General features: G+C 68.3%; 18 protein-coding genes. 7 read left to right on the top strand and 11 right to left on the bottom strand.

What is annotated here, in order from left to right; translation table 11 throughout:
- Both ACFWNN_RS27870 and ACFWNN_RS27865 read right to left on the bottom strand, forming a co-directional pair.
- Positions 1–997: histidine kinase dimerization/phospho-acceptor domain-containing protein (locus ACFWNN_RS27870; RefSeq protein WP_382442880.1), on the bottom strand; the 997-nt coding region annotated here is incomplete at its 3' end.
- 8 nt (positions 998–1005) lie between these two features.
- The gene (locus ACFWNN_RS27865) at positions 1006–1704 is read right to left on the bottom strand and encodes a response regulator transcription factor (RefSeq protein WP_198680521.1); all 699 of its coding nucleotides are present in this window, start codon (positions 1702–1704) and stop codon (positions 1006–1008) included.
- A 135-nt stretch (positions 1705–1839) separates the two neighbouring features.
- On the opposite strand from ACFWNN_RS27865, the gene ACFWNN_RS27860 reads away from it, so the two are divergent.
- Genes ACFWNN_RS27860 through ACFWNN_RS27850 form a run of 3 tightly spaced genes read left to right on the top strand, consistent with a single transcriptional unit; the run spans position 1840 to position 4456 of the window.
- Positions 1840–3198, top strand: coding sequence for a ferric reductase-like transmembrane domain-containing protein (locus tag ACFWNN_RS27860; protein ID WP_382442879.1), 1359 nt, complete (start codon positions 1840–1842; stop codon positions 3196–3198).
- Between the two features lie 14 nt (positions 3199–3212).
- Positions 3213–3713, top strand: a complete 501-nt coding sequence (locus ACFWNN_RS27855) for an FMN-binding protein (protein ID WP_382442878.1) — start codon at positions 3213–3215, stop codon at positions 3711–3713.
- Between the two features lie 2 nt (positions 3714–3715).
- Positions 3716–4456: an FAD:protein FMN transferase gene (locus ACFWNN_RS27850; protein ID WP_382442877.1), complete on the top strand. Its 741-nt coding sequence runs from the start codon at positions 3716–3718 to the stop codon at positions 4454–4456.
- A gap of 103 nt (positions 4457–4559) precedes the next feature.
- On the opposite strand, the gene ACFWNN_RS27845 is transcribed toward ACFWNN_RS27850, so the two are convergent.
- Together ACFWNN_RS27845 and ACFWNN_RS27840 are read right to left on the bottom strand one after the other, a co-directional pair.
- The gene (locus ACFWNN_RS27845) at positions 4560–6119 is read right to left on the bottom strand and encodes a purine-cytosine permease family protein (RefSeq protein ID WP_382442876.1); all 1560 of its coding nucleotides are present in this window, start codon (positions 6117–6119) and stop codon (positions 4560–4562) included.
- 109 nt (positions 6120–6228) lie between these two features.
- Positions 6229–7263, bottom strand: a complete 1035-nt coding sequence (locus tag ACFWNN_RS27840) for an ADP-ribosylglycohydrolase family protein (RefSeq protein ID WP_382442875.1) — start codon at positions 7261–7263, stop codon at positions 6229–6231.
- A 101-nt stretch (positions 7264–7364) separates the two neighbouring features.
- Here ACFWNN_RS27840 and ACFWNN_RS27835 point away from each other — a divergent pair, with 101 nt between their 5' ends.
- Positions 7365–10130 carry a BTAD domain-containing putative transcriptional regulator gene (locus ACFWNN_RS27835; protein ID WP_382442874.1) on the top strand — a complete coding sequence of 922 codons (2766 nt, stop codon included), beginning with the start codon at positions 7365–7367 and terminating at the stop codon, positions 10128–10130.
- A gap of 143 nt (positions 10131–10273) precedes the next feature.
- On the opposite strand, the gene ACFWNN_RS27830 is transcribed toward ACFWNN_RS27835, so the two are convergent.
- From ACFWNN_RS27830 to ACFWNN_RS27800, 7 genes are all read right to left on the bottom strand, one after another.
- Positions 10274–11047 carry an SGNH/GDSL hydrolase family protein gene (locus ACFWNN_RS27830; RefSeq protein ID WP_382442873.1) on the bottom strand — a complete coding sequence of 258 codons (774 nt, stop codon included), beginning with the start codon at positions 11045–11047 and terminating at the stop codon, positions 10274–10276.
- A gap of 577 nt (positions 11048–11624) precedes the next feature.
- Positions 11625–12638 (bottom strand): N-acetylglucosamine kinase, encoded by a 1014-nt coding sequence (locus ACFWNN_RS27825; protein WP_382442872.1) that lies wholly within the window; start codon positions 12636–12638, stop codon positions 11625–11627.
- Positions 12639–12643: 5 nt separating this feature from the next.
- Positions 12644–13912, bottom strand: coding sequence for a 6-phospho-beta-glucosidase (locus ACFWNN_RS27820; RefSeq protein WP_382442871.1), 1269 nt, complete (start codon positions 13910–13912; stop codon positions 12644–12646).
- Positions 13909–14802, bottom strand: coding sequence for a carbohydrate ABC transporter permease (locus tag ACFWNN_RS27815; RefSeq protein WP_382442870.1), 894 nt, complete (start codon positions 14800–14802; stop codon positions 13909–13911). Before ACFWNN_RS27815 ends, ACFWNN_RS27820 begins: the two co-directional genes overlap by 4 nt.
- Positions 14799–15773, bottom strand: coding sequence for a carbohydrate ABC transporter permease (locus ACFWNN_RS27810; RefSeq protein WP_382442869.1), 975 nt, complete (start codon positions 15771–15773; stop codon positions 14799–14801). The genes ACFWNN_RS27815 and ACFWNN_RS27810 overlap by 4 nt, the downstream gene beginning before the upstream one ends.
- Before the next feature lie 11 nt (positions 15774–15784).
- The gene (locus ACFWNN_RS27805) at positions 15785–17110 is read right to left on the bottom strand and encodes an ABC transporter substrate-binding protein (protein ID WP_382442868.1); all 1326 of its coding nucleotides are present in this window, start codon (positions 17108–17110) and stop codon (positions 15785–15787) included.
- A 16-nt stretch (positions 17111–17126) separates the two neighbouring features.
- The gene (locus ACFWNN_RS27800; RefSeq protein WP_382442867.1) at positions 17127–18338 is read right to left on the bottom strand and encodes an ROK family protein; all 1212 of its coding nucleotides are present in this window, start codon (positions 18336–18338) and stop codon (positions 17127–17129) included.
- A gap of 126 nt (positions 18339–18464) precedes the next feature.
- Here ACFWNN_RS27800 and ACFWNN_RS27795 point away from each other — a divergent pair, with 126 nt between their 5' ends.
- The 3 genes from ACFWNN_RS27795 to ACFWNN_RS27785 all read left to right on the top strand — a co-directional run bounded on the left by ACFWNN_RS27795 (position 18465) and on the right by ACFWNN_RS27785 (position 21184).
- Positions 18465–19112: a DUF3159 domain-containing protein gene (locus ACFWNN_RS27795; RefSeq protein WP_382442866.1), complete on the top strand. Its 648-nt coding sequence runs from the start codon at positions 18465–18467 to the stop codon at positions 19110–19112.
- A gap of 72 nt (positions 19113–19184) precedes the next feature.
- On the top strand, positions 19185–20453 hold the full coding sequence (locus tag ACFWNN_RS27790; protein ID WP_382442865.1) for an AAA family ATPase: 1269 nt from the start codon (positions 19185–19187) through the stop codon (positions 20451–20453).
- Entirely contained in the window at positions 20450–21184 is a 735-nt protein-coding gene (locus ACFWNN_RS27785; protein WP_382442864.1) for an HNH endonuclease, read from the top strand. Before ACFWNN_RS27790 ends, ACFWNN_RS27785 begins: the two co-directional genes overlap by 4 nt.
- Position 21185 lies beyond the last annotated feature (1 nt).

Raw genomic sequence — 21185 nt, 5'->3', positions numbered from 1 at the left:
CCACCGAGAGGTCCATCTCCTCCGGCCGCAACGGCGGTTCGGACTCGGCGGAGTCCAGGCGGGCCAGCAGCAGGAGGTCGTCGAGCAGCACGCTCATGCGCGACGCCTCGGACCGCAGCTTCTCCAGGTGCTTCTCGCGTTCGCCGGGTTCGTTGGCGGCCGCGTACTTGAAGAGGTCCGCGTAGCCGCGCAACGACGTGAGGGGCGTCCTCAGCTCGTGTGAGGCGTCGGCGATGAACCGGCGCAGGCGTTGCTCTGCGGCTGTGCGTGCGGCCAAGGAAGAGTCGATGTGCGCGAGCATCTTGTTGAACGCCTCGCGCAGCTCCTCGACCTCCACGCCACCGCCGCTGCTGTCCACGCGCATCTTCAGGTCGCCCGAGTCGGTCAGGTCGTGCGACGAGATGTCGTGCGCGGTGTCGGCCATGTCCGACAACGGCTGCATGCCCTTGCGGATCAACGCCTGACCGCCCACGACCAACGCCACCAGCGCCGCCAGGAACGCGATCACGCCGACCGTGACGAGCTGCGAGATCGTGCCGTCGCGGTCGTGCATCGGGGCCGCGCTGACGACGATGTACTCGTCCTTGATGACCTGGCACGCGCGCAACCGGAACTTGCCCTCGTCGCGCAGGTACTCGGTCTCGAACTCGTCGGCGACCAGCGCCTTCCTGGCGAGGGCGTCGAAGTCCCCGCGCTCGCCATCGGGCGGCAGCTGGTCGCCCGGTTGCGGCTGGAGGTCGCCGTCCTCGATCTTGTAGACGACGGCGAACCAGTCCGGTGGGATCTTGGTGATCTTGCCGTAGTACTCCAGCTCCTTGACCGAACCCTGCTGGCTGATGATCATCTGGTCGTCCAGGCGGCGGTCGAGGAAGTCCTTCATCGACGTGACCATGACCCAGCCGACGATCGCGAACACCGTCAGCGCCAGCGCGCCGAGGCCCAGGGCGAGGCGGGTGCCGAGCCGCCAGTCGCGGACCGGCTTCACGCGGAACTTCATCGCCGAACTCACTCTGCTGCTCGGCGGAGCACGTACCCCACACCGCGCACGGTGTGGATCAACGGCTCGCGGCCGTCGTCGAGCTTGCGGCGCAGGTGCGAGATCACGAGCTCGACGACGTTCGAACGGCCGCCGAAGTCGTACTCCCACACGTGGTCGAGGATCTGCGCCTTGGTCAGCACGGCCGGTGAGCGCCGCATCAGGTACCGCAGCAGCTCGTACTCGGTCGGCGTGAGCGTCACGAGCTTGCCGCCGCGACGGACCTCGCGGGTGTCCTCGTCCATCACCAGATCGGACACCTTCAGCACCGACCGCTTCCACGACGGACCGGTCGAGCGGCGCAGCACGGCCCTCAACCGGGCCATCAGCTCCTCGACCGAAAAAGGTTTCACGAGGTAGTCGTCGCCGCCCCGGGTGAGTCCCGCCACCCTGTCCGCGGTGCCGTCGCGGGCCGTCAGGAAGACCACCGGGACCATCGCGCCGGCCGCTCGCATTCGATCGAGAACGGTGAATCCGTCCAGGTCAGGCAGCATGAGGTCGAGCACGACGATGTCCGGCTGGAACTCGGCTGCCTCTCTCAACGCGTCCTCGCCGTTGAGCGCCGTCGCGGCCTGCCAGCCCTCGTACCGGGCGACCGTCGCGACCAGGTCAGCGATGTGCGGCTCGTCATCTACGACGAGCAATCGAACCGAGTTCCCCTTGTCCACGTGCTCATGGTGCGTCACCCCGTGGCCCTCGCGCTCGATCGACAGGAACTCGACAGCGCGTGCAAAGGGGAGCCACAGCTCGACAGCTGAGGATCGACACCGACCGACAGAGACCGCCCGACCGAGGAGCCCGCCGTGACGACCACCCTGCAGCACACCGCGAGACAGGCTCCGGCCGGTCGCGCGACGCCGCACAAGGTGCTGGCCAAAGCCGGCCTGTACGTGTTCCTCCTCGCCAACGCGGCCTTCGTGACGTACCTGTTCAACGCGGCCGGTGTGGGGTCCAACAAGCTGATCAACTTCGGCCGGCTCGCCGGGCTCTACGGGGCGCTCGCCATGGCGTTCCAGCTGCTCCTGGTGGCGCGGCTGCCGTGGCTCGACCGCCGCCTCGGCATGGACAAGCTCACCGGCTGGCACCGCTGGGTGGGCTTCTCGATCTTCTGGCTGCTGATCGGCCACCTGGTCTTCATCGCGTTCGGCAACGCCGGTGACGAGGGCCCGATCGCCGAGGTCGTCCGGCAGGCGACCGAGCTCGAAGGCATCCTCCGCGCCCTGGTGGCGTGGGCGATCATCATGATCGTCGGCATCGTCTCGGCCCGGTTCGCGCGCCGCAAGCTCGCCTACGAGACCTGGCACTTCATCCACCTCTACACCTACGTGGCGATCTTCCTGGCGTTCTCGCACCAGGTCGCGGTGGGCAGCACGTTCCGCAAGTCGGCGCTCGCGACCGGCTACTGGTGGGGCCTGTGGGCGTTCGCGCTCGGGTCCGTCCTCGCCGGACGGGTGATCCTGCCGCTCTACCGCAACTGGAAGCACCAGTTCCGGGTCGCGGCCGTCGTGCCGGAGGCGCCGAACGTCGTGTCGGTCTACATCGAGGGCAAGGACCTGGACCAGCTCAACGCTCGCGCCGGCCAGTTCTTCCTCTGGCGCTTCGTGACCAAGGACCGCTGGTGGCAGGCCAACCCGTTCTCGCTGTCCGCGGCGCCGAACGGCAAGTACCTGCGCCTCACCGCGAAGGCCCTGGGCACCGGCAGCGCCGACGTCCGCAACGTCAAGGTCGGCACCCGCGTGTTCGCCGAGGGCCCGTACGGCGCCTTCACGACCATGCACCAGACCAGGCCCAACGCGCTGCTCGTCGCGGGTGGCGTCGGCGTCACGCCGGTGCGCGCGCTGCTGGAGGAGATCCGCGGCCACGTCGTGGTGCTCTACCGGGTCAGCGACCCGCGCGAGGCCGTGCTGCTGCGCGAGCTCGAAGGCCTCGCCAGGGCCAAGGGCGCGGTGCTGCGCCTGGTCACCGGGTCGTCCAAGACCATCACCGCCAACGGCCCGTTGCTCGGCCCGGAGAACATCATCGCGCTGGTCCCGGACGTGCAGGACCGCGACGTGTTCATCTGCGGCCCCGGCGGCATGACCGGTGCGGTGATCAAGAGCCTGGACGAGCTGGGCGTGCCCGCCAACCAGATCCACGCCGAGCGCTTCGCGCTGGCCAACTGAAGGGGTTCGACGACGTGAAGTGGGCAATTCCCGTAGCGGTGCTCAGCGTGGCCGGTCTCGTTCCGGTCTGGCTCTACTCGCCCGGCGCGGCGCACGAGGGTGAGATCAACGAGGTCGCGGCCCCGCCCGCGCAGGAACAGCAGACCGTTCCGCCGGCGACCACCACCGCGCCGCAGACCACCGGGTCCGCACCGAAGACGACCGGCTCCGCGCCCAAGACGACCGGCAGCACCCCGCAAACCCAGCAACAGCAGCAGAACCGCACCGTGGCCGGCCCCGCGGTCAACACGTCCGAGGGCACCGTCCAGGTGCAGGTGACGTTGCAGGGCACCAAGATCGTGGACGTGAAGGCGTTGCGGGCTCCCAACTCCGACCCGACCAGGATGGCGCTGCCCCTGCTCAAGCAGTCGGCGCTGAAGGCCCAGAGCGCGGACATCGACACGGTCTCCGGCGCGACCGCGACCTCCGAGGGCTACAGGCAGTCGTTGCAGGCCGCCCTCGACGGGGCGAAGTAAGCGTGTCCGTGCGGCGCGTCGAGCACATCATGGGCCTGCCGATCTCGGTGGACCTGCGTGACGGGGACGCCGCACTGGCCGAGGAGGCGTTCGCCTGGCTGCGCGCGGCGGACGCCCAGTTCTCGCCGTTCAAGCCGGACAGCGAGGTGTCCCGGCTGGACCGGGGTGAGCTCACCAGGGATGAGCTCACCCCGGACCTGGTCGAGGTCCTCTCGCTGTGCGACTGGTACGAGCAGTCCACCGGCGGCGCCTTCACCGCACGGGTCCCCGGCCGCGGCCTCGACCCGTGTGCCGTCGTGAAGGGCTGGGCCGTGCAACGGGCCGCGGACATGCTCCGCGACGGCGGTGCCACGTCGTTCTGCGTGAACGCCGGCGGCGACGTGGTGGTGTCCGGCGAGCCGGAACCCGGAAAGCCTTGGCGCGTGGGCGTTCGGCATCCCGACCTCGCCGACCAGCTGTCGGTCGTGCTCGGCGTCCGCAACGGAGCTGTTGCCACGTCAGCGTTGTACGAACGCGGGCAGCACATCCTCGACGGCCGCACCGGCGAGCCGGTCACGGGGATTCTTTCGGTCACAGTTTTCTCCGACGACCTCGCGATCGCGGATACCACTGCCACAGCAGCGTTTGCGCTGGGCAGGGACGGCATCGAGTGGGCGGCGGAGCAGGAGGGCTGCGAGGTCTTCATCGTCGACGAAGATCGTCAGGTGTACTCGAGCCCTGGACTTCCCGTACACATCTGTTAACATGCCCGCCCAACGGAGCTTTGACTCCGGGGCACGTTTCTCGTTGATCAAGAGCTGGATCGGAACTCGCGCTCGGGGCAAGACCCGGCCTGCTGTTGACCAACTACTCGTGCGGAACAGCCCGTCGTTGAGCGAATTCGGGAGCGCTCTCCGCCGGGCTGTTCCTGTTTCCGGTGATGGGCGGGACTTCCACGTCGACGGCGGGCACCAGCCGCGGCCCGTCCGGCCCGTAGACCGCGCGCGGTTCGGGGAACACGAACAGCAGCACCAGGAACAGGATCGCGGCCACCCCGATCGACAACGGCAGGCTGACGTCCACGCCGCCGGCGACGTCCCCGAGCGGCCCGACGAACTGCCCGGGGATGTTGGTGAACAGCACGCCCACGAGCGCCGCGACCCACCACGCCGTCATGCCCCGCCAGTTCCAGCCGTGCCGGAACCAGTAGCGGCCACCGCGCTGCCGCCGGTTGAAGACCTGCAACGCCTCCGGGTCGTACCAGCCGCGCCGGGTGAACAGCCCGAGCATCATCACGACCATCCACGGCACGGTGCACGTGATGATCAGCGTCGCGAACGTCGAAATGCTGCGCACCAGGTCGAACCCGAAGCGCCCGATGAAGATGAACACGATCGCGAGCGTGCCCACCAGCACCGTGGCCTGCACCCGCGACAGCCGGGGGAAGACCGAGGAGAAGTCCAGGCCGGTGCCGTAGAGCGCGGTCGTGCCGGTGGACATGCCGCCGATCAGCGCGAGCAGGCACACCGGCAGGAAGAACCACTGCGGCGCGATCGCGAGAAGCCCGCCGACGAAGTCCTGGGTCGCCGGGTCCAGGTAGGACGGTGCCTTCGTGGCGATGATGCTGGCCGTCGCGAGCCCGAAGAGGAACGGCACGAGTGTCGCGACCTGTGACAGGAACGCGGCCGCCACGACCCGGCGGTGCGGGGTGTCAGCCGGGATGTACCGCGACCAGTCCCCGAGGAAGGCGCCGAACGACACCGGGTTCGACAGCACGATCAACGCCGACCCGATGAACGCCGGCCAGAACATGTCGTCGCTCGGCAACATCCCCGCGTACGACGGGTCGAAGTCGCCCGCGAACGCGATCGCGCCCAGCACGAACAGCAGCGTCGCCGAGACGACCGCGATCTTGTTGACGAACAGCATGAAGCGGAACCCGTACGTGCACACGACCAGCACGAGCCCGGCGAAGATCGCGTACGCCGCCGCGTAGGCGAGTCCGCTCCGAGGCAGACCGAACAGCCGGTTCGCGCCGCCGACCAGCGCGTCTCCGGAACTCCAGACAGCGAGCGAGAAGAACGCCACCGCCGTGAGCAACGACAGGAACGAACCGACCACCCGGCCGTGCACACCGAGGTGCGCCGACGACGACACGGCGTTGTTGGTGCCGTTGACCGGACCGAAGATCGCCATCGGGCAGAGGATCAACGCGCCGGCAAGCACGCCCAGCAGCGTCGCGGCGAGCCCCTGCCAGAACGAGAGTCCGAAGAGGATCGGGAACGCGCCGAGCACACATGTCGAGAACGTGTTGGCGCCGCCGAACGCGAGCCGGAACAGGTCGAGCGGCTTCGCGGTCCGCTCGGCGTCCGGGATCCGCTCGATGCCGTTCGTCTCTACCTGGGTCAGCGAAGGTGGCTCGGCCATGAGGGGCTCCTGACGCGGCGGGGTGGTGCGCCGACGCTACAAAGCCGAGCTGACCTGCGAACACTGGATGTTTCGTCCAATCTCGCAGCCGAGATTGGACGAAACGTCCTCACGCGTAGCGGTCCTCGTTGAAGTCCAGGTTCACCGCGGACATGCCGAGGTCGCGGCCCATCGCGTCCAGCACGTCCACCATCTCCAGCCCCATCAGCCAGTCCCGGGGCAGCGCGTCCGTGCCGTGCAGCGCGCCGAGCACGTTCCCGGTCAACGCCGCAGTGGCGTCGCTGCCGCCGGAGTGGTTGGCCGAGGCCCGCATCGCGTCCACGAACTGCGACGGCTTCGGGTGCGTCAGCACGGTGTAGACCGCGATGGCCAGCGCCTCCGGCCCGGTCCACCCGCTGCCCAACCGGTCGACGCGCACCGGTGCCGACCCGTCGTGCTCCTCCGCGAGCACCACGGCCCTGGTCAGCACCGTCGCCGTGTACGTGTCATCGCGCAGAACCCGGCCGATGACCTGGTCGATCGCCTCACGCAACGGCCGCGCCTTCACGGCCAGCAGGTGGATCAGCAACGCCAGCGCGCCACCGGACACCCAGCCACCCGTGCCGCCGTGCGTCAGCGCGGCGAACCGGCACCCGAGGTCGTAGGCGATCGCCGCCGAAGGCGCGAAGCCGGCCGGGGCGGTGCGGGTGACGCCGTTGCAGCCGGATGACTCGTTGTGCGGGTTCTCCGGAGTGGACGGTGTCTCGGCGGCCAGAGCACGCAGGCACGTGAGGCCCGGCGACCGGCTCTCGTACAGGCGCTCGTCGGCGAGCAGGCCGACGGAGCCGTGTTCGGGGGCCGGTTGCTGCTGGGTGACGAGCCACCGGCGGTAGCTGTGCCAGACCATCTGGGACGGTTCCCACTCGCCGGTCCGCTTGCCGCGCACCCAGGCGCGCAGATAGCCGTCGGCGGTGAAGAGGGTCAGCTGGGTGTCGTCGGTGAACAGCGCGGGCTTGGGCGGGCCCAGCACGCCCTCGGGGCCGTGTTCTCGCTGGATGTCGGCCCAGCCGAGGTACTGCACGGGCGCTCCCAGCGCATCACCGAGAGCGCCGCCGAGGAGGCACCCGGCGCCGCGGTCCACCACGGAATTCCTGTCTCGCGGCACGTGTGAACAGTAGCGTCCCGCGAACTCGGGCCGAACTTGTATCTGAGACACGGGCTTGCGCACCTTCTGAAGTGACGAGGTCAGCGCACCTGAGGAGGGGCATGCGGAGCAAAACCGGACTCGAGTTCGGCGTGCTCGGTCCACTCCAGGTGCTCGCGGACGGACGGCTCGTGCAGCTCGGCCGCCGCGGCATGCGAGGACTGCTCGCCATGCTGGTCGTGGAGGCGAACCGACCCGTCTCCATAGATCAGATCGTCGACGCGCTGTGGACGGACACGCCTCCGGCCACGGCGCGGACGATCGTGCACGGCTACGTCTCGCGGCTGCGCAAGGTGCTGGAGGAGTCCGATCCCGCGGGCTCCGCGACGATCCGCACCACGCCGACCGGGTACCAGCTGACCGTCGATCCGTGGCGTCTCGACCTGCACCGCGCCCGGCAGCTCGTGGCGTCTTCCCGCGGCAAGCCCGCCGCCATCAGGGCGGGCCTGTTGCGCGAGGCGTTGGGTCTGTGGCGCGGGCCGGTGCTCGCTGACGTACCGGGTGACCCGATGACCTCCGACCTCGAGGAGCTGCGGCTGTCGGCGCTGGAGGAACGCATCGACGCCGAGCTGGAACTCGGCCGCCACCTGGAGCTCGTGGGTGAGCTGCGCGGTCTCTGCACCGAGTACCCGTACCGGGAGCGCCTGGTCGCGCACAGCATGCGGGCGCTGTACAGGTCGGGCCAGCGCGCCGACGCCCTGGAGGCCTACCAGCGGTTCCACCGCCGGGCAGGGGACGAGCTGGGCATCGACCCCGGTCCGCAGCTGCGGGCGTTGCAGGAGCAGGTGCTGCGCGACGACCCGTCGTTGAGCGTGATCGGACCGGTCGAGTCGCGGCCCGTCGCGCCACGGGCCGGGATCGTGGCGCCCGCGTTGCTGCCGGCGTCCGCGTCGAGGCTGTTCGGCCGTGACGACGACCTGATGTGGCTCGACAACGTCGTGACGGCCAGGAACCTGCTGGCGACGACGGTGACGGTGCTGACCGGCCCGCCCGGTGTCGGCAAGAGCGCCCTCGCGATCACGTGGGGGCACGAGAACTCCGAGATGTTCCCGCACGGCGTGCTGTTCGCGGCGCTCGGCGACCAGGAACCGGGCGAGGTGCTGACCCGGTTCCTGGTCGCGCTGGGCGTGCCGGCGGACGGCGTGCCGGTCGGCGTCGAGGACCGCGTCGGGCTCTACCGCTCGCTGCTCAACCGCCGCCGCGTGCTCGTCGTGCTGGACGACGCGACGGCGTTCGAACAGGTCCAGCCACTGCTGCCGCCGGGCTCCGGTTCGGTGGTGGTCGTGACGTCGCGGTCGCAGCTGGAACGCCTCGTCGTCACCAACAGCGCCCGCGTGCGCAAGCTCGGGCCGCTGGAGGACGAACCGGCCCGCGCGCTGGTCGACGACGTGCTCGGCAGGCCGTTGTCCGAGGAGGACCCGGTCGCGGCCAAGAAGCTCGCCGAACTCTGCGGCGGACTGCCGCTCGCGCTGCGGGTGGCCGCCGCGAAGCTCGTGATCAGTCCCGAGTGGACGGTCGACGAGCTGGTGGGGGAGCTGGCCGACGACGGGCAGCGGTTGCGCGGCCTCGACCTGCCCGAAGCAGGCGTCGGGGTGTCGCGGGCGCTCGACCTGTCGACCCGCGACCTGCCGCACGAGCTCGGCGAGGTCTTCCAGTCCGTCGGCATGGCGCCCGGCCGCTGGATGTCGTCGCACGCCGTCGCCGCGCTGACCCGCACCCAGGTCGAGGCGGCCCGCTCGCGGCTCGGCCAGCTCGTCGGGGTGAACCTGCTGGTCGAACCGTGGCCGGACGGGTTCACGATGCACGAGTTGGTGCGCCTGTACGTGCGCGGCGCCGGACGGCCGGACCTGGACTCGTTGCGGCGCCTGGTGAACTACTACCTCGTCGCCTGCGACCACGTCCGCCGCTACCTCCGGCCGGCGCGGGACGGACTGGACTTCGTGTTGCGGGACAACGGTTCCACCGCGCTGCCCGCGTTCGAGGACCCGGTCGACTGGTTCGACCAGGAGTGGCCCAACATCGTCGCGGTCGTGCACGCGTCCGCCGAACGGGGCCTGCACGACCAGGTGTGGCAGCTCGTACGGCTGTTGCACCACTACGCGACGGTGCGCGCGCTCACGGGGGAGTGGGTGGCGCTGGTCGGGTTCGGTCTGGCCGCGGCCGAGGTGACGGGGAGCCGCCTCGGCCAGGTCCTCATGCTGGACACGACCTACACGACGAACGCCCGGCTCGGCAGGCCCGTCCTGCTGCCGGACGCGCGTCGTGCGCACCGGATCGCGGCCGAGCTCGGCGAACGCCAGTTGCTGGTGCTGACCCTCGCCCAGCTCGCCGACGTGCTGTTCCGGCTCCAGCTGCACGACGAGGCGCTGCTGCACTTCTGGGAGTCCGTGCAGCTCGCGCAGCAGTCCGGTGACGTCGTCGGCGAGGCGCACGGGCTCAACAACGTGGCCCAGGTGGAGCAGGCCCGCGGGCACGTCGAGGTGGCGTTGCGGCACCAGGCCCACGCGGTCGAGGTGTACCGGCGCTCCGGCGACACCGTGGCGTTGATCCGCGGCCTCGCCAACCTGGCCGAGCTCAACCTCGAGGCAGGGGCGCTCGACCAGGCCGAGACCCTGGCCCGCCAGGTCGTGGACCAGGCCGCCGTCGCCGGGGTGACGTACCTGGAGGGCTTCGGGCGGCACGTGCTCGGCGGGGTGCTGCTCCGGCGGGCGGAATGGGTTGCTGCACAAGCGGAATTGACGGAGGCACTGCGCCTGTACGCGCAGGTCAACTCGGCGCGCGCGGTCGAGGTGAGGGCCGCTTTGGACACTCTCTCGTCCGAGGTTTAGTCAGCGTTTAGTCGTCTGGTCCCAAAGCATGGGATGTTGGACGAGCAGGTTGCCGAGTGGGGGATTACCGAGGGGGTAAGGCGGCCTGCTTCTGGAGGGCCCGACCGGCATTCGGGGGAGAGTGCCGGTCGGGCCTTCCGCCTTCACTGGCTCTGCTGGAAGTTCTCCCCGGTGCAGCGCGCGACCGGAAGCAGTTCCGGACGCTTCGGCGCCAGGCCGTCGCCCATCGACTCGCCCCGCAGCGTGCGGCCGATCCACGGCACCACGTGCTCGCGCGCCCACTTCAGGTCGGCCTTGCGCTGGGTGACCCAGTCGGCCTGTTCGAGCGCGGGCCACGGCTCGTTCCACGAGTGGTCGTCGATCAGCCCGAGCACCTCGGCGGCCTTCAAAGCGACCCGCTGGTGCCCTTCCGGCGAGAGGTGCAGCCGGTCCGCGCTCCACGCGCGACGGTCGTGCAGCGGGTGCATGGCCCACAGGTCGACCATCCGGCAGTGGTAGCGCTCGGCGATCGACCACAGGTGCGTGTTGTAGATGGCGACCTTGCCGCGGATGCTGCGCAGCAGGGGCGTGGACCGGGTGTCGAAGCCGGTGAAGATCACGACGTCGGCGCCGGTGGCGCGGAGGTCGGCCACGGCCACCTCGTAGACCTCGGCCAGCGCGTCCGGGTCGCTGTTGGGCAGCATGATGTCGTTGCCACCACCGCAGAACGTCACGAGGTCCGGCTTGAGCGAGATCGCGAGCGACACCTGGTCGTCGATGATCTCCTGCAGCATCTTGCCTCTGACGGCGAGGTTGGCGTACCGGAACTCCGGCGCCCGCTGGGCGATCATGCCGGCCAGCCGGTCGGCCCAGCCGACGTAGGTGTCTCCCGGGCCCGGGTCGTCCATTCCCTCGGTGAAGCTGTCCCCCAGGGACACGAGACTGTTCCATCGCAGCAGCACAACATCCCCCTATCTCCGTGCGACGTGCCTGTCCGACCACCGCCCGCGGGCTCCCGTCCGAAGGCGACTAGTTAGCATGCACAACGAACCCGTGGTTACGCCACCGTCGGTTACGGCATCGTAGGTTTTGTTGCACTGGGTGACGATTCTTTTACCACTCGATCGAGGGAAACTAGAGGCTGTTCCGGGGGATTCGTCCTTCTGTGTCGCTAGTTTTTACCTGTGCGTTCTGATTTGCCGCTTCCGTTCCTTTCCTTCGGTGTCGCGCTTCTCACAGCCGCCGCGCTGGCCGCTGTCGCACTGAGTGGACCACCCGGAGGAACGGTCACTCCGCCACCGCATTCCAATCCGGTGGTGACCCCGCGCACCGGCGCGCCCGTTCCGTCGCCAATGGAAAACCCCGCAGCGACCTCGGCGCGTGAGGTCGCTGCGGGGTCGTAAGGCCTTTCCGGGCAGACGCCGCCGCCGGTCTTGTCCACCCGGAAAGGGGTTCGGGACCGTCTCAGGGGGCGCCGCCGCCGATCTACCCCCTGAGACGGGTTCCGCGAGCGGGCTAGCCGCTCGCCGCCACGTCCAGCTCAGGCGCCGGAACGTGGTCGTTGTAGGCCGAGCGCAGCCTCAGCTCCGCGCTCGGCGAGGCCCCGATGTGGTCGAGGCCGAGGAGTGCCGCACCCACCACGGGCGGGACGTCGACCAGGCGGACCTGGGCGAGCGGTGCGGCTTCCAGGATCTGCTGACGGACGGGACCCACGACCGTCTCGCCGGTGTGCGTGAGCACGCCACCGCCGAGCACGACGTCGACGGGCTCGTTCATCAGGTCGAGCTTGCGCATCGACACCGTCGACAGCAGGACGATCTCCTCGATGAGGCGGTCGATCTGCGCCAGCGCGACCTCGTCACCCTGCTCCGCGACCTGGAAGACCAACGGGCACAAGGCGTGCGGGTCGAGCTCGAGCTCCTCGAAGTGGATCTTCTCCACGACGTTGAAGATCGACTTCTCGCCGTAGTGCGCGAGCAGCGCGTCGAGCAGCAGCGTGGGCTTGCCGCGGCCGTCCTCGGCCCGCACGGCGTGCCACAGCGCGTCGTTGCCGAGCTGGCCACCGCCACCCCAGTCACCCGAGATCGCGCCCAGGGCGGGGAAGCGGTGGGTACGTCCGTCGCGTGCGACACCCACGGCGTTGATCCCTGCACCGCAGACGACCGCCACACCCCCAGCGGCGGCGGTCCCTGCCCGCAGGAGCGCGAACGTGTCGTTGCCGACGAACGTGGTCTTCGACCAACCTCGCTCGGTGATCGCCCGCGTCAGGTCCTCCTCCTCGCGGGGCAGGTCGGCCCCGGCGAGGTAGGCGGACGTGTGCGAGGCGATCGGCTCGTCGGGGGACAGTCCCGCCTGAGCTGCGGCCTCACGTGCCAGTCCCTCGAACACGTCGAGTCCGCGCTTCATGCCCACGGTCTGCGGCGGGGCGCCGGGCCCGCGCACCTGCGCGAGCACCTTGCCGTCCGCGTCGACCAAGAGCACCGCGGTCTTGCTGTTCCCGCCGTCGATGGCGAGCACCCGGTCGGTCATCGTTGTCAGTTTCCCTTCACCCACGGCAGCAGATCGCGGTTCTGCGCGATCAGCTCGTCGGCCAGCTGGTCCGCGATGGCGTGCTGGCCGATCAGCGGGTGAGCGAGCAGCGCGTTGGCCACCCGGTCCCGTCCGCCGTGCTTAGCTGCTTCCAGAGCCAGGTACTCGTACGCGGTGACGTGCGAGATCAGGCCGGAGATGGACGGTTCCACGGGACGCACCGGCAGCGCCTTGCCGCCGTTGGCGTCCACAGTGGACGAGACTTCGATCACGGCGTCGTCGGGCAGGAAGGGCAGCGAGCCGTTGTTCTGCACGTTGACCACGTGCTTCTCCGCGCCCTCGCCCCCGGTCAGCGCGTGCACGAGCTGCACGGCCGCCTCGGAGTAGTACGCGCCGCCGCGCTGCGACAGCTGCTCCGGCTTCGTCACGACCGACGGGTCGCCGTAGATGTCGAGCAGTTCCTTCTCAACGGCAGCAACGACTTCCGCCCGCGGCGGAGTCTCCAGCTGCTTCTTCACGACGGCGTCGTGGTTGTAGAAGTAGTTCAGGTAGTACGACGGCACCATGTTCAGGCGCCGCATCAGCCCGCCGTCGATGCCGATGTGCTCCGCCAGGCCCTCGACGTGCTTCTCGAGCAGCTCGGGCAGCCGGTCGACCCCGTCGACGTACACGCCGCGTTCCCACGTGAGGTGGTTCAGGCCGACGTGCTCCAGCTCCACCGACGACGGATCGACGCCGAGCAGTGCGGAAGTCCAACGTTGGAACGTGATCGCCACGTTGCACAGGCCGATGGCCTTGTGGCCCTCCTGCAGCAGCGCACGGGTCACGATGCCGACGGGGTTCGTGAAGTTCACGATCCACGTGTCGGGCCCGGCCAGCCGGCGCACCTTGTCCGCGATGTCCAGGACCACCGGCACGGTCCGCAGGGCCTTGGCGAGGCCTCCCGCGCCGGTGGTCTCCTGGCCGACGCACCCGCAGGTGAGCGGGAACGTCTCGTCCGAGGCACGCGCCTTCTGCCCGCCCACCCGCAGTTGGAGGAGGACAGCCGACGCACCCTCGATGCCTTCTTCGAGCGACGAGGTGGTGCGCACCTTCGCCGGGTGACCCGCGTGCTCCAGCAGGCGCTGGCTGAACGGGCCGACGATGCCGAGGCGGTGCTGGTCCGGGTCGACGAGGACGATCTCGTCCACCGCCAGGCTGGTGCGCCGGCCGGCGATGCCGTCGATCAGCTCCGGTGTGTAGGTGGACCCGCCACCGACGACCGTGAGTTTCATCCTTTTACTCCCGTGAACGTGATGCCCTTGACGAACGACTTCTGGGCGAAGACGAAGAGGACGACGGCCGGGATCATCGTCAGGAACGTGACGGCCATCGAGGAGTTCCACTGCACGATGTGCATGCCCTTGAACGTCGCCAGCGCCAGCGACAACGTCCACTGGTCCTTGACCTCGCCCGTGTACAGCAGCGGCCCGAAGTAGTCGTTCCAGGTGAAGAGGAAGCAGAACAGCGCGGTCGCCGCGATGCCCGGCTTCGCCATCGGCACGATGATCCGCACCAGGGCCTGGAACTCCGAGCAGCCGTCCACCCGCGCCGCGTCCACGTAGGACTGCGGGATGGTCAGCATGAACTGGCGCAGCAGGAAGATGCTGAACGCGTCGAACAGGAAGTACGGCGCGATCAACGGCACCAGCGTGCCGGTGAGGCCGAGCGACGACCACGTGTCGTACAGCGGCACGGCGACGACCTGCGGGGGCAGCATCATGGCGCCGATGACGAGGATGAACGCGATGTTCCGGCCACGCCACTTCAGCTTCGCGAGCGCGTAGGCCGCCGGGATCGACGAGACCAGCATGCCCAGAGTCGCCAGCAGCGAGTAGGTGAGGCTGTTGATCAGGTACTGGAAGAGCGGCGCCTTGTCGAAGACCTCGACGAAGTTCTCCCAGTGCCACTCGCGCGGCCACAGGTCCGAGGTGAACGCCTGGTCGTCCGACATCACCGCGGTGAGGAAGACGAAGACGACGGGTGTGGCGAACATCAGGCCGAGGGCGAGGCCGAGAGCGTGCGTAGCGACCCAGTTCAGGAGGGCCCCGACGTTCATCTTGCGGCGTGGCTCTTCCGGCTCCGCTGGGACGTCGACCGGTGGTTTGGTCAGCGTGGCGGTCATGCTCCCGGACCCCCTTCCTCAGCGGTGGAGTTCTTGCGCATCCGCTGCACCAGTACGATGGTCACGGCGAACGAGATGATGAACAGGACCGTGGCCATGGCGGCCGCGTAGCCCATGTCGAAGTAGCGGAAGCCTTGCGTGTACAGGTAAACCGGGAACGTCAGCGTGGAGTTGTCCGGGAAACCGAGATATTTGGTCGATCCCGTGGCGTCCGCCGCTCCCGATGCCGCCGACCCCGCGACGACGGCCTGGGTGAAGAGCTGCAACGCGAGGATCACCGAGTTCACGATGCCGAAGAGCAGCACCGGGGAGATCGTCGGCAGCGTGACGTGCCACCAGCGCCGGATCGGGCCGGCGCCGTCGAGCTCCGCTGCCTCGTACTGCTCCTGCGGCACGTCCAGGATCGCGGCGAGGATGATGATCATCAGGTCGCCGGAGATCCACAGCATGATCGCCGTGATGCCGGGCCGGGACCACGCGGGGTCGGCGAACCACAGCGGCGAGTCGATGCCGAACCAGCCGAGGATGCTGTCCAGCGGGCCGCCGTTGGGGCGCATCACCATGAAGAACACGAGGGTCGCGGCCACCGGCGGTGCCAGGGACGGCAGGTAGCAGAGCGTCCGGATCAGGCCGACGCCCGACTTCAGACGAGCGATGACCGATGCCACGCCCAGCGCGAACACCGTCCGCGCGATCGTGAGCACCACGACGAACCAGAGCGTGTTCGAGATCGCCTTGATCAGCAGGGGATCCTTGAACATGAACTCGTAGTTCGCGAGGCCGTTGAACTCCGGCGCGTTGATCAGGTCGTACTTCGTGAAGCTGAAGATGACCGTGGCGATCAACGGGTACACGAAGAAGATGGCGAAGCCGATGATGGCCGGGGCCATGAACCCGAGCACGGCGAGACGGTGGCGGGCACGAGCCCGCCCCCTGCCGGGGGCGGGTCGGGCGCCGAGCGTGGCGGTCATCTGGCGAGTCCCTACTTGCCGCTCTTGGCGATCAGGTCGTCGATGTTCTTGTCGACTTCCTTGAGACCGGCGGCCAGGTCCGGGACCTTGCCGGCCTGGTAGGAGATCGAGAAGTCCGTGACGGCCTTGATGTGCGCGTCACCGATCGGGGTGACCGGGTTGCCCTTGAGCTTGTCGCTCTTGGCCAGGTCGATGAACGTCTTGAACTGCTCGTCCACCTCGAGCTTGGAGCTCTCCATGGCGGCCTTGGTGCTCGGGACGTTCTTGATGGCGTTCGACAGGCCCACGATGGTGTCGGTGTCGAACGTCAGGTGCTTGATCAGCTCCCACGCGGCGCCGGGGTTCTTGGCGCCCTTGGGAATGCCCATGATCGTGCCCGTGGTGAACGCGGTGCCGTAGTCGACGCCCTTGGCCGTCGGGAACGGGGCGGTGCCGAACTTGATCTGCGGCGCCTGGGCCTTGAGGAACGCGGTGCGGTACTCACCGTCGATCATGATCGCGATCTTGCCCTGGTGGAACGCATGGTCGGCCGAGTACTCCTGGCCGAGGCCGGCGCGGAACCGCTCCAGCGCGTCGTAGCCGTAGAAGTCGACGAGCTTCTTCTGGAAGGTCATCATCTCGGTGAAGCCGGCCGAGCCCGCGAGGTTGGACTTGCCGTCCTTCTCCCACTCGCCGCCGAACGTCGGCGCGAGGATGGTCGGGCGGTTGGCGTAGAAGCCCATCGTGGGCAGGTAGCCCGCGACCTCGATGTCACCGTTCGGCGCCTTCTTGGTCGCCTTCACGGCCGCGTCGTACAGCTCGTCGAGCGTCTTCGGCGGAGCCGTGATGCCGGCCTCGGCGAGCTTGTCCTTGTTGTAGTACATGGCGTACACGTCGGTGAGCATGGGCATCGCGCAGCGGTTGCCCTTGTACTCGGTGTACTGCTGAACCGCCGGGGTGAGCTGGTTCAGGTCGACCTTGTCGCGGTCGATGTAGGACTTCAGCGGCTGGAACGCCCCGGAGGAGCAGAACTGGCCGATGTTGTCCGTGGTGAACGACAGCGCGACGTCCGGCGTGTTGCCCGACCGGATACCCGCGGTGATCTTGTCGTCGTCCTGCGAGCCCTCGTGCTTGATCTCGATGTTCGGGAACTTCTGGTTGAACGTCTTGAGGGCCTTCGTGACTTCTTCGTACTCGCGGTCGGAGTAGTTGCTCCAGACCGTGAGGGTGAGCTTGTCGTCCTTGCCAGGAGCAGCTGCGGCGTCAGAACTGGCGCCACCACCCTTGCCCGCCGCACATGCGGTGAGGGTCAGCGCTGCGGCGACACAGAGCAAGGCAGCACGGGTGTGCTTGCGCATGTGCACTCCTTCTCGATCAACGTGGGGACCCGGCGACCACAGGGCCGCGGAATGGAGCCGTGGTGGCTGCCGGGAGGCCGAACACCTGTTCACGTGCCGCGGCCAGGGCCGAGTGCAGTGCGCCGCTGCGCACCGGTTTCCCGGTCACCAGAGCCAGCTGAATGGGTGTTCTCGGCACCACCAGTTGCCGCAGTTCCGCGGCAACGAGGTCGTTCAGCGTGGTTCCGCCTGCCTGCGCGATGTCGCCGGACAGGAGGATGAGTTCCGGGTCGAGCACCGCGACGACGCTAGCCACGCCCGTGGCTATGCGCTTGGCGAGATCGGCCATGAACTCACGGCCCGCCGGACCTGCGGCCAACGCCTTGCGCACGGCCCCGTGGCCGTTGCGCGCGGCGAGCCCGTGGGCCCGTGCGAGCTTGCAGATCGAGGTGTTGCTGAGCAGTTCACCGAACGTGCCGCCGGAGCGGTCCGTGTCGGTGTCGGCCGCCGCGCGGTCCGGGATCATGAGCCCGTCGATCTCGCCCGCGCCACCGGAGGCACCGCGCAGCAGCGCTCCGTTGACGACGACGGCGGCACCGACGAGGTCCGCGGGCCAGATGACGACGAAGTCGCGCACCTTCGTGGCCCTGCCGGCGACCATTTCTTCCAGCGCGACCAGGTTGACGTCGTTCTCGACGCTCACCGAGGTCGCGAGCTGCTCCCGCAACTGGCCGGGCATGTCGAAATTGCTCCAGCCGGGCAGATGTGGTGCGTAGGCGAGTTCGCCGTTCGCGGGGTTCACCGCTCCCGGACAGCCCACCACGACGTGCAGCAGCTGGTCGGCGCTCAGGCCCGCTTGACCGCAAGCCTTGCCGACCGCGCTCACGAACGCCTCCAGCACGCCGTGCTTCGCGGGCATCGGCGCCTTGTGCTCGGTGAGCACGGCACCGGAGATGTCCGCGATGGCGATGTCGACCGTCTCGGGGGTGAGATCGACAGCGGCGATGTGCGCAAGCGCCCCGTTGACCGACCACAGTTGTGCCCTCGGCCCGCGTCCGCCGCCACGAAGTCCGTTGCGGACCACCGTGTCGGCGTCTTCGAGACGCGTGAGCAGCTGTGCGGTCGCCGGCTTCGAAAGACCGATCAGGCCTTCCAACTCCGACCTGGTCAGCGGCCCGTTGCGCAGCAAAGCCTCGATGGCTGCGCGGTCGTTGATCTCCCGCAGCAGTCGTGGGCTTCCGGCACGCATTAGGTCCGCTCCTGTCTGTTAACTTTCCAGACGATTTCGGGCAACGGTAGTGACGCCGTTCACCCCGGTCAATCCCCGATACGGGTCCGTTACCTGACTTAGGCTCACCTAAGGCACCCTGGAACCATGACGGACGTGCGCCAGGAGTCGCTCGCATCACTGCTAGGAGGCCGAGGCGGCGCCCTCGACGCCTCCCTGCCGCCCCTGGCGTTCGTGGCGGGGTGGCTGATCTGGGGTCACTCGATCGGCGCAGGTGCGATCGCGGCCGTCCTGTGCGGCGTCGTGATCGCGGTGGTGCGGTTCGTGCGCGGCGGCAAACCCCGCGCCGTCGTCTTCTCGGTCTTGGCCGTAGTGGCCGCGTCGCTGGTCGCCCTGTACACGGGCCGCGCCGAGGACTTCTTCCTGATCCAACTGCTGTCCAACGTGGCGTCCGCGCTGGCCTGGGCGGGCTCGATCGCCATCCGCTGGCCGTTGCTCGGCGTGGTGGTGGGCACGCTGCTGGGGCAGAAGACGCGGTGGCGGCGGGACCCCGACCTGCTGCGCGCGTACTCCGTGGCGTCCTGGCCGTGGGTCGGGCAGTACGTGCTGCGGGTGGCCGTGTTCACGCCGTTGTGGCTGGACGCGCAGGTCTACTGGCTCACGGCGGTGAGGCTTGCGCTGTCCTGGCCGTTGCAGATCGTCTGCATCCTGGTGTCGGGGTGGATGCTGCGGCGGGCGCTGCCCGCGGACCACCCCGGGTTCCGGCATCCGCGGGTACCGGAGTCTGCCTCTTAGAACAGCGGGTGCTGTGGATGGCCCACTAGAGTTGCGCCAGGAACTTTGTGCAGCTAGGCGACCGGAGTGGACATGTACGTCTCGCAGGTGAAGCTGCGGAACATCAAGGGGTTCCACGGCGCCCGCGAGGCAGACCTGACCCTTACCCGGCCGGATGGTTCGCACGCCGGTTGGACTGTCATCGCAGGGCGCAATGGTTCGGGAAAATCCACCTTGCTGCAGGCAGTCGCCAGCACGCTCTGTGGCCCCCGTGTTGCGTTCGCTTTCATGCAGGATTTCAGGAACTTTGTGAGTCACAAGGCGCATGAGGCCACGACGGACCTGTTGATCAGCCAAGACACTGAGCTCGACTTTTTCGAGAACGGCACGCTACGCACCGAGACGCTTCATCGGCTGGTGATTGATTGGGCGCGTAGCTCTTTGCGCATCGGTGCTGATGAGTACCTGCTCGAAGGTCCCTGGAGCCTCGAGTCAAGCGGGTGGCTGTGCGTGGCCTACGGGCCATTTCGCCGGCTGACGGGAGACACTCGCAAACTGCGTGGCCGGGCAGCCCGGATCTCCACCCTGTTCAACGAGGATGCTTCTCTGGCAGAGGGCGTCAGCTGGCTGATCCAACAGCACCTGAAGGCGCTCGAAGGCGAGTCTGGAGCCAAAGAGCTCAAGGATGCCGCGTTGCGTCTCTTGAGCGATGGTCTGCTTCCCGATGACCACAGGGTTGAGGACGTCACTTCTGACGGCCTTTGGGTCACGTGTGACGGCAACAGGTTTCCGCTGCGCGAGACGAGTGACGGCTACCGGACAGTGACCGCTCTCGTCGTCGACCTGCTCAAGCAGATTCACGACGTCTACGGGAAACTCGATGTGGAGGGAAACGCGGTCACCGCGCCCGGCGTGGTGATCATCGACGAGGTCGACGCCCATCTGCATGTCTCCTGGCAGCAACGCATCGGCGGCTGGCTCAAGGCGCATTTCCCGAACATCCAGTTCATCGTGACGACCCACAGCCCGTACATCTGCCAGGCCGCCGACCCCGGAGGCCTGATCCGGTTGCCCGGGCCAGAGGAACAGTTGCCTCCGCACGTGGTTGACCAGGACCTTTACGAACGGGTCGTGTACGGCAGCGGCGACGACGCCGTGCTCACCGAGCTGTTCGGCCTCGACTCGCCTTACTCCGCGCAGGCCGAGCAACTCCGCGCCCGGCTGGTCGACCTGGAGGTCAAGGTGCTCGCCGGAACGGCGGACGAGCAGGAAGTCCAGCAGTACAAGGAACTTCGGGAGAAGCTGACCAGCTCGCTGACGGCGCGGGTGGACGAGGTCGCCGCCCGGCTGCGCGACGCATGATCCGAATCGCACGGTCCGATCTTCCGCGGCGTACGGCAACCGCCCTGGCCAAAGCGACCGAGAAGATTCGTGCTGCACACCCTGATGAGCGGTACACGAACGCCAAGGCGGCGTGGGAGAACTCCTCAGCCAAGAAGACCGTCAAGGCAAAACTCGAGGAGATGGCCTACGGCTCTGAACGATGCATGTACTGCGGGGAGAGCCGGGGCACGAGTGTCGATCACTTCGAGCCCGTCGAGCGGAACCCGCTGCGCACCTTCGACTGGCTCAACCACCTCCTCGCCTGCACGACGTGCAACTGTCATGAGAAAGGGAAGCAGTTCCCGGTCGACGACGCCGGCAACCCGTTGCTGATCGACCCGACGGCGGAAGATCCGTTCGATCATCTGCTGTTGACGCTGTCTCTGGGGATCTACCGCCACCTGACTCCCAAGGGCGAGGCGACCATCGCCGTGTGCGGGCTGAATCGGCCCGGCCTGACGAGAGGGCGGATGCAGGCGCGCAGCGTGGTCGCGCTCGCGTTGCGTGAATGGGATCGGGCGCGCGAGCGCGACAGCGCGGACGAGATGCTGGGACAGGTTCAGGTCGTGCGGGAACAGCCGATGGCGGACGTGTGCCAGTCCATGTTGCGGCAGGCGTTCAGCCCTGGCGCGGACCTCGTGTTCAGCGACTCGCCGGATCTGCTCGCTCTGCTGCGCCGTGAGGACCTGCGCCAGGCACTCCTCAGTTAGG

This window comes from Lentzea sp. NPDC058450 (genome assembly GCF_042721395.1).
Taxonomy (GTDB): domain Bacteria; phylum Actinomycetota; class Actinomycetes; order Mycobacteriales; family Pseudonocardiaceae; genus Lentzea.
Note: the sequence above shows the minus strand (reverse complement) of the source record. Positions and strands in the feature narration are given on the sequence as shown.

Bases quoted from the DNA above. Each gene is read 5' to 3' on its own strand.
- ACFWNN_RS27795 (WP_382442866.1), top strand. From the start codon at position 18,465: ATGACGGACGTGCGCCAGGAGTCGCTCGCATCACTGCTAGGAGGCCGA.
- ACFWNN_RS27790 (WP_382442865.1), top strand. From the start codon at position 19,185: ATGTACGTCTCGCAGGTGAAGCTGCGGAACATCAAGGGGTTCCACGGC.
- ACFWNN_RS27825 (WP_382442872.1), bottom strand. From the start codon at position 12,638: ATGACCGACCGGGTGCTCGCCATCGACGGCGGGAACAGCAAGACCGCG.
- ACFWNN_RS27815 (WP_382442870.1), bottom strand. From the start codon at position 14,802: ATGACCGCCACGCTGACCAAACCACCGGTCGACGTCCCAGCGGAGCCG.
- ACFWNN_RS27820 (WP_382442871.1), bottom strand. From the start codon at position 13,912: ATGAAACTCACGGTCGTCGGTGGCGGGTCCACCTACACACCGGAGCTG.
- ACFWNN_RS27805 (WP_382442868.1), bottom strand. From the start codon at position 17,110: ATGCGCAAGCACACCCGTGCTGCCTTGCTCTGTGTCGCCGCAGCGCTG.
- ACFWNN_RS27835 (WP_382442874.1), top strand. From the start codon at position 7,365: ATGCGGAGCAAAACCGGACTCGAGTTCGGCGTGCTCGGTCCACTCCAG.
- ACFWNN_RS27810 (WP_382442869.1), bottom strand. From the start codon at position 15,773: ATGACCGCCACGCTCGGCGCCCGACCCGCCCCCGGCAGGGGGCGGGCT.
- ACFWNN_RS27785 (WP_382442864.1), top strand. From the start codon at position 20,450: ATGATCCGAATCGCACGGTCCGATCTTCCGCGGCGTACGGCAACCGCC.
- ACFWNN_RS27845 (WP_382442876.1), bottom strand. From the start codon at position 6,119: ATGGCCGAGCCACCTTCGCTGACCCAGGTAGAGACGAACGGCATCGAG.
- ACFWNN_RS27800 (WP_382442867.1), bottom strand. From the start codon at position 18,338: ATGCGTGCCGGAAGCCCACGACTGCTGCGGGAGATCAACGACCGCGCA.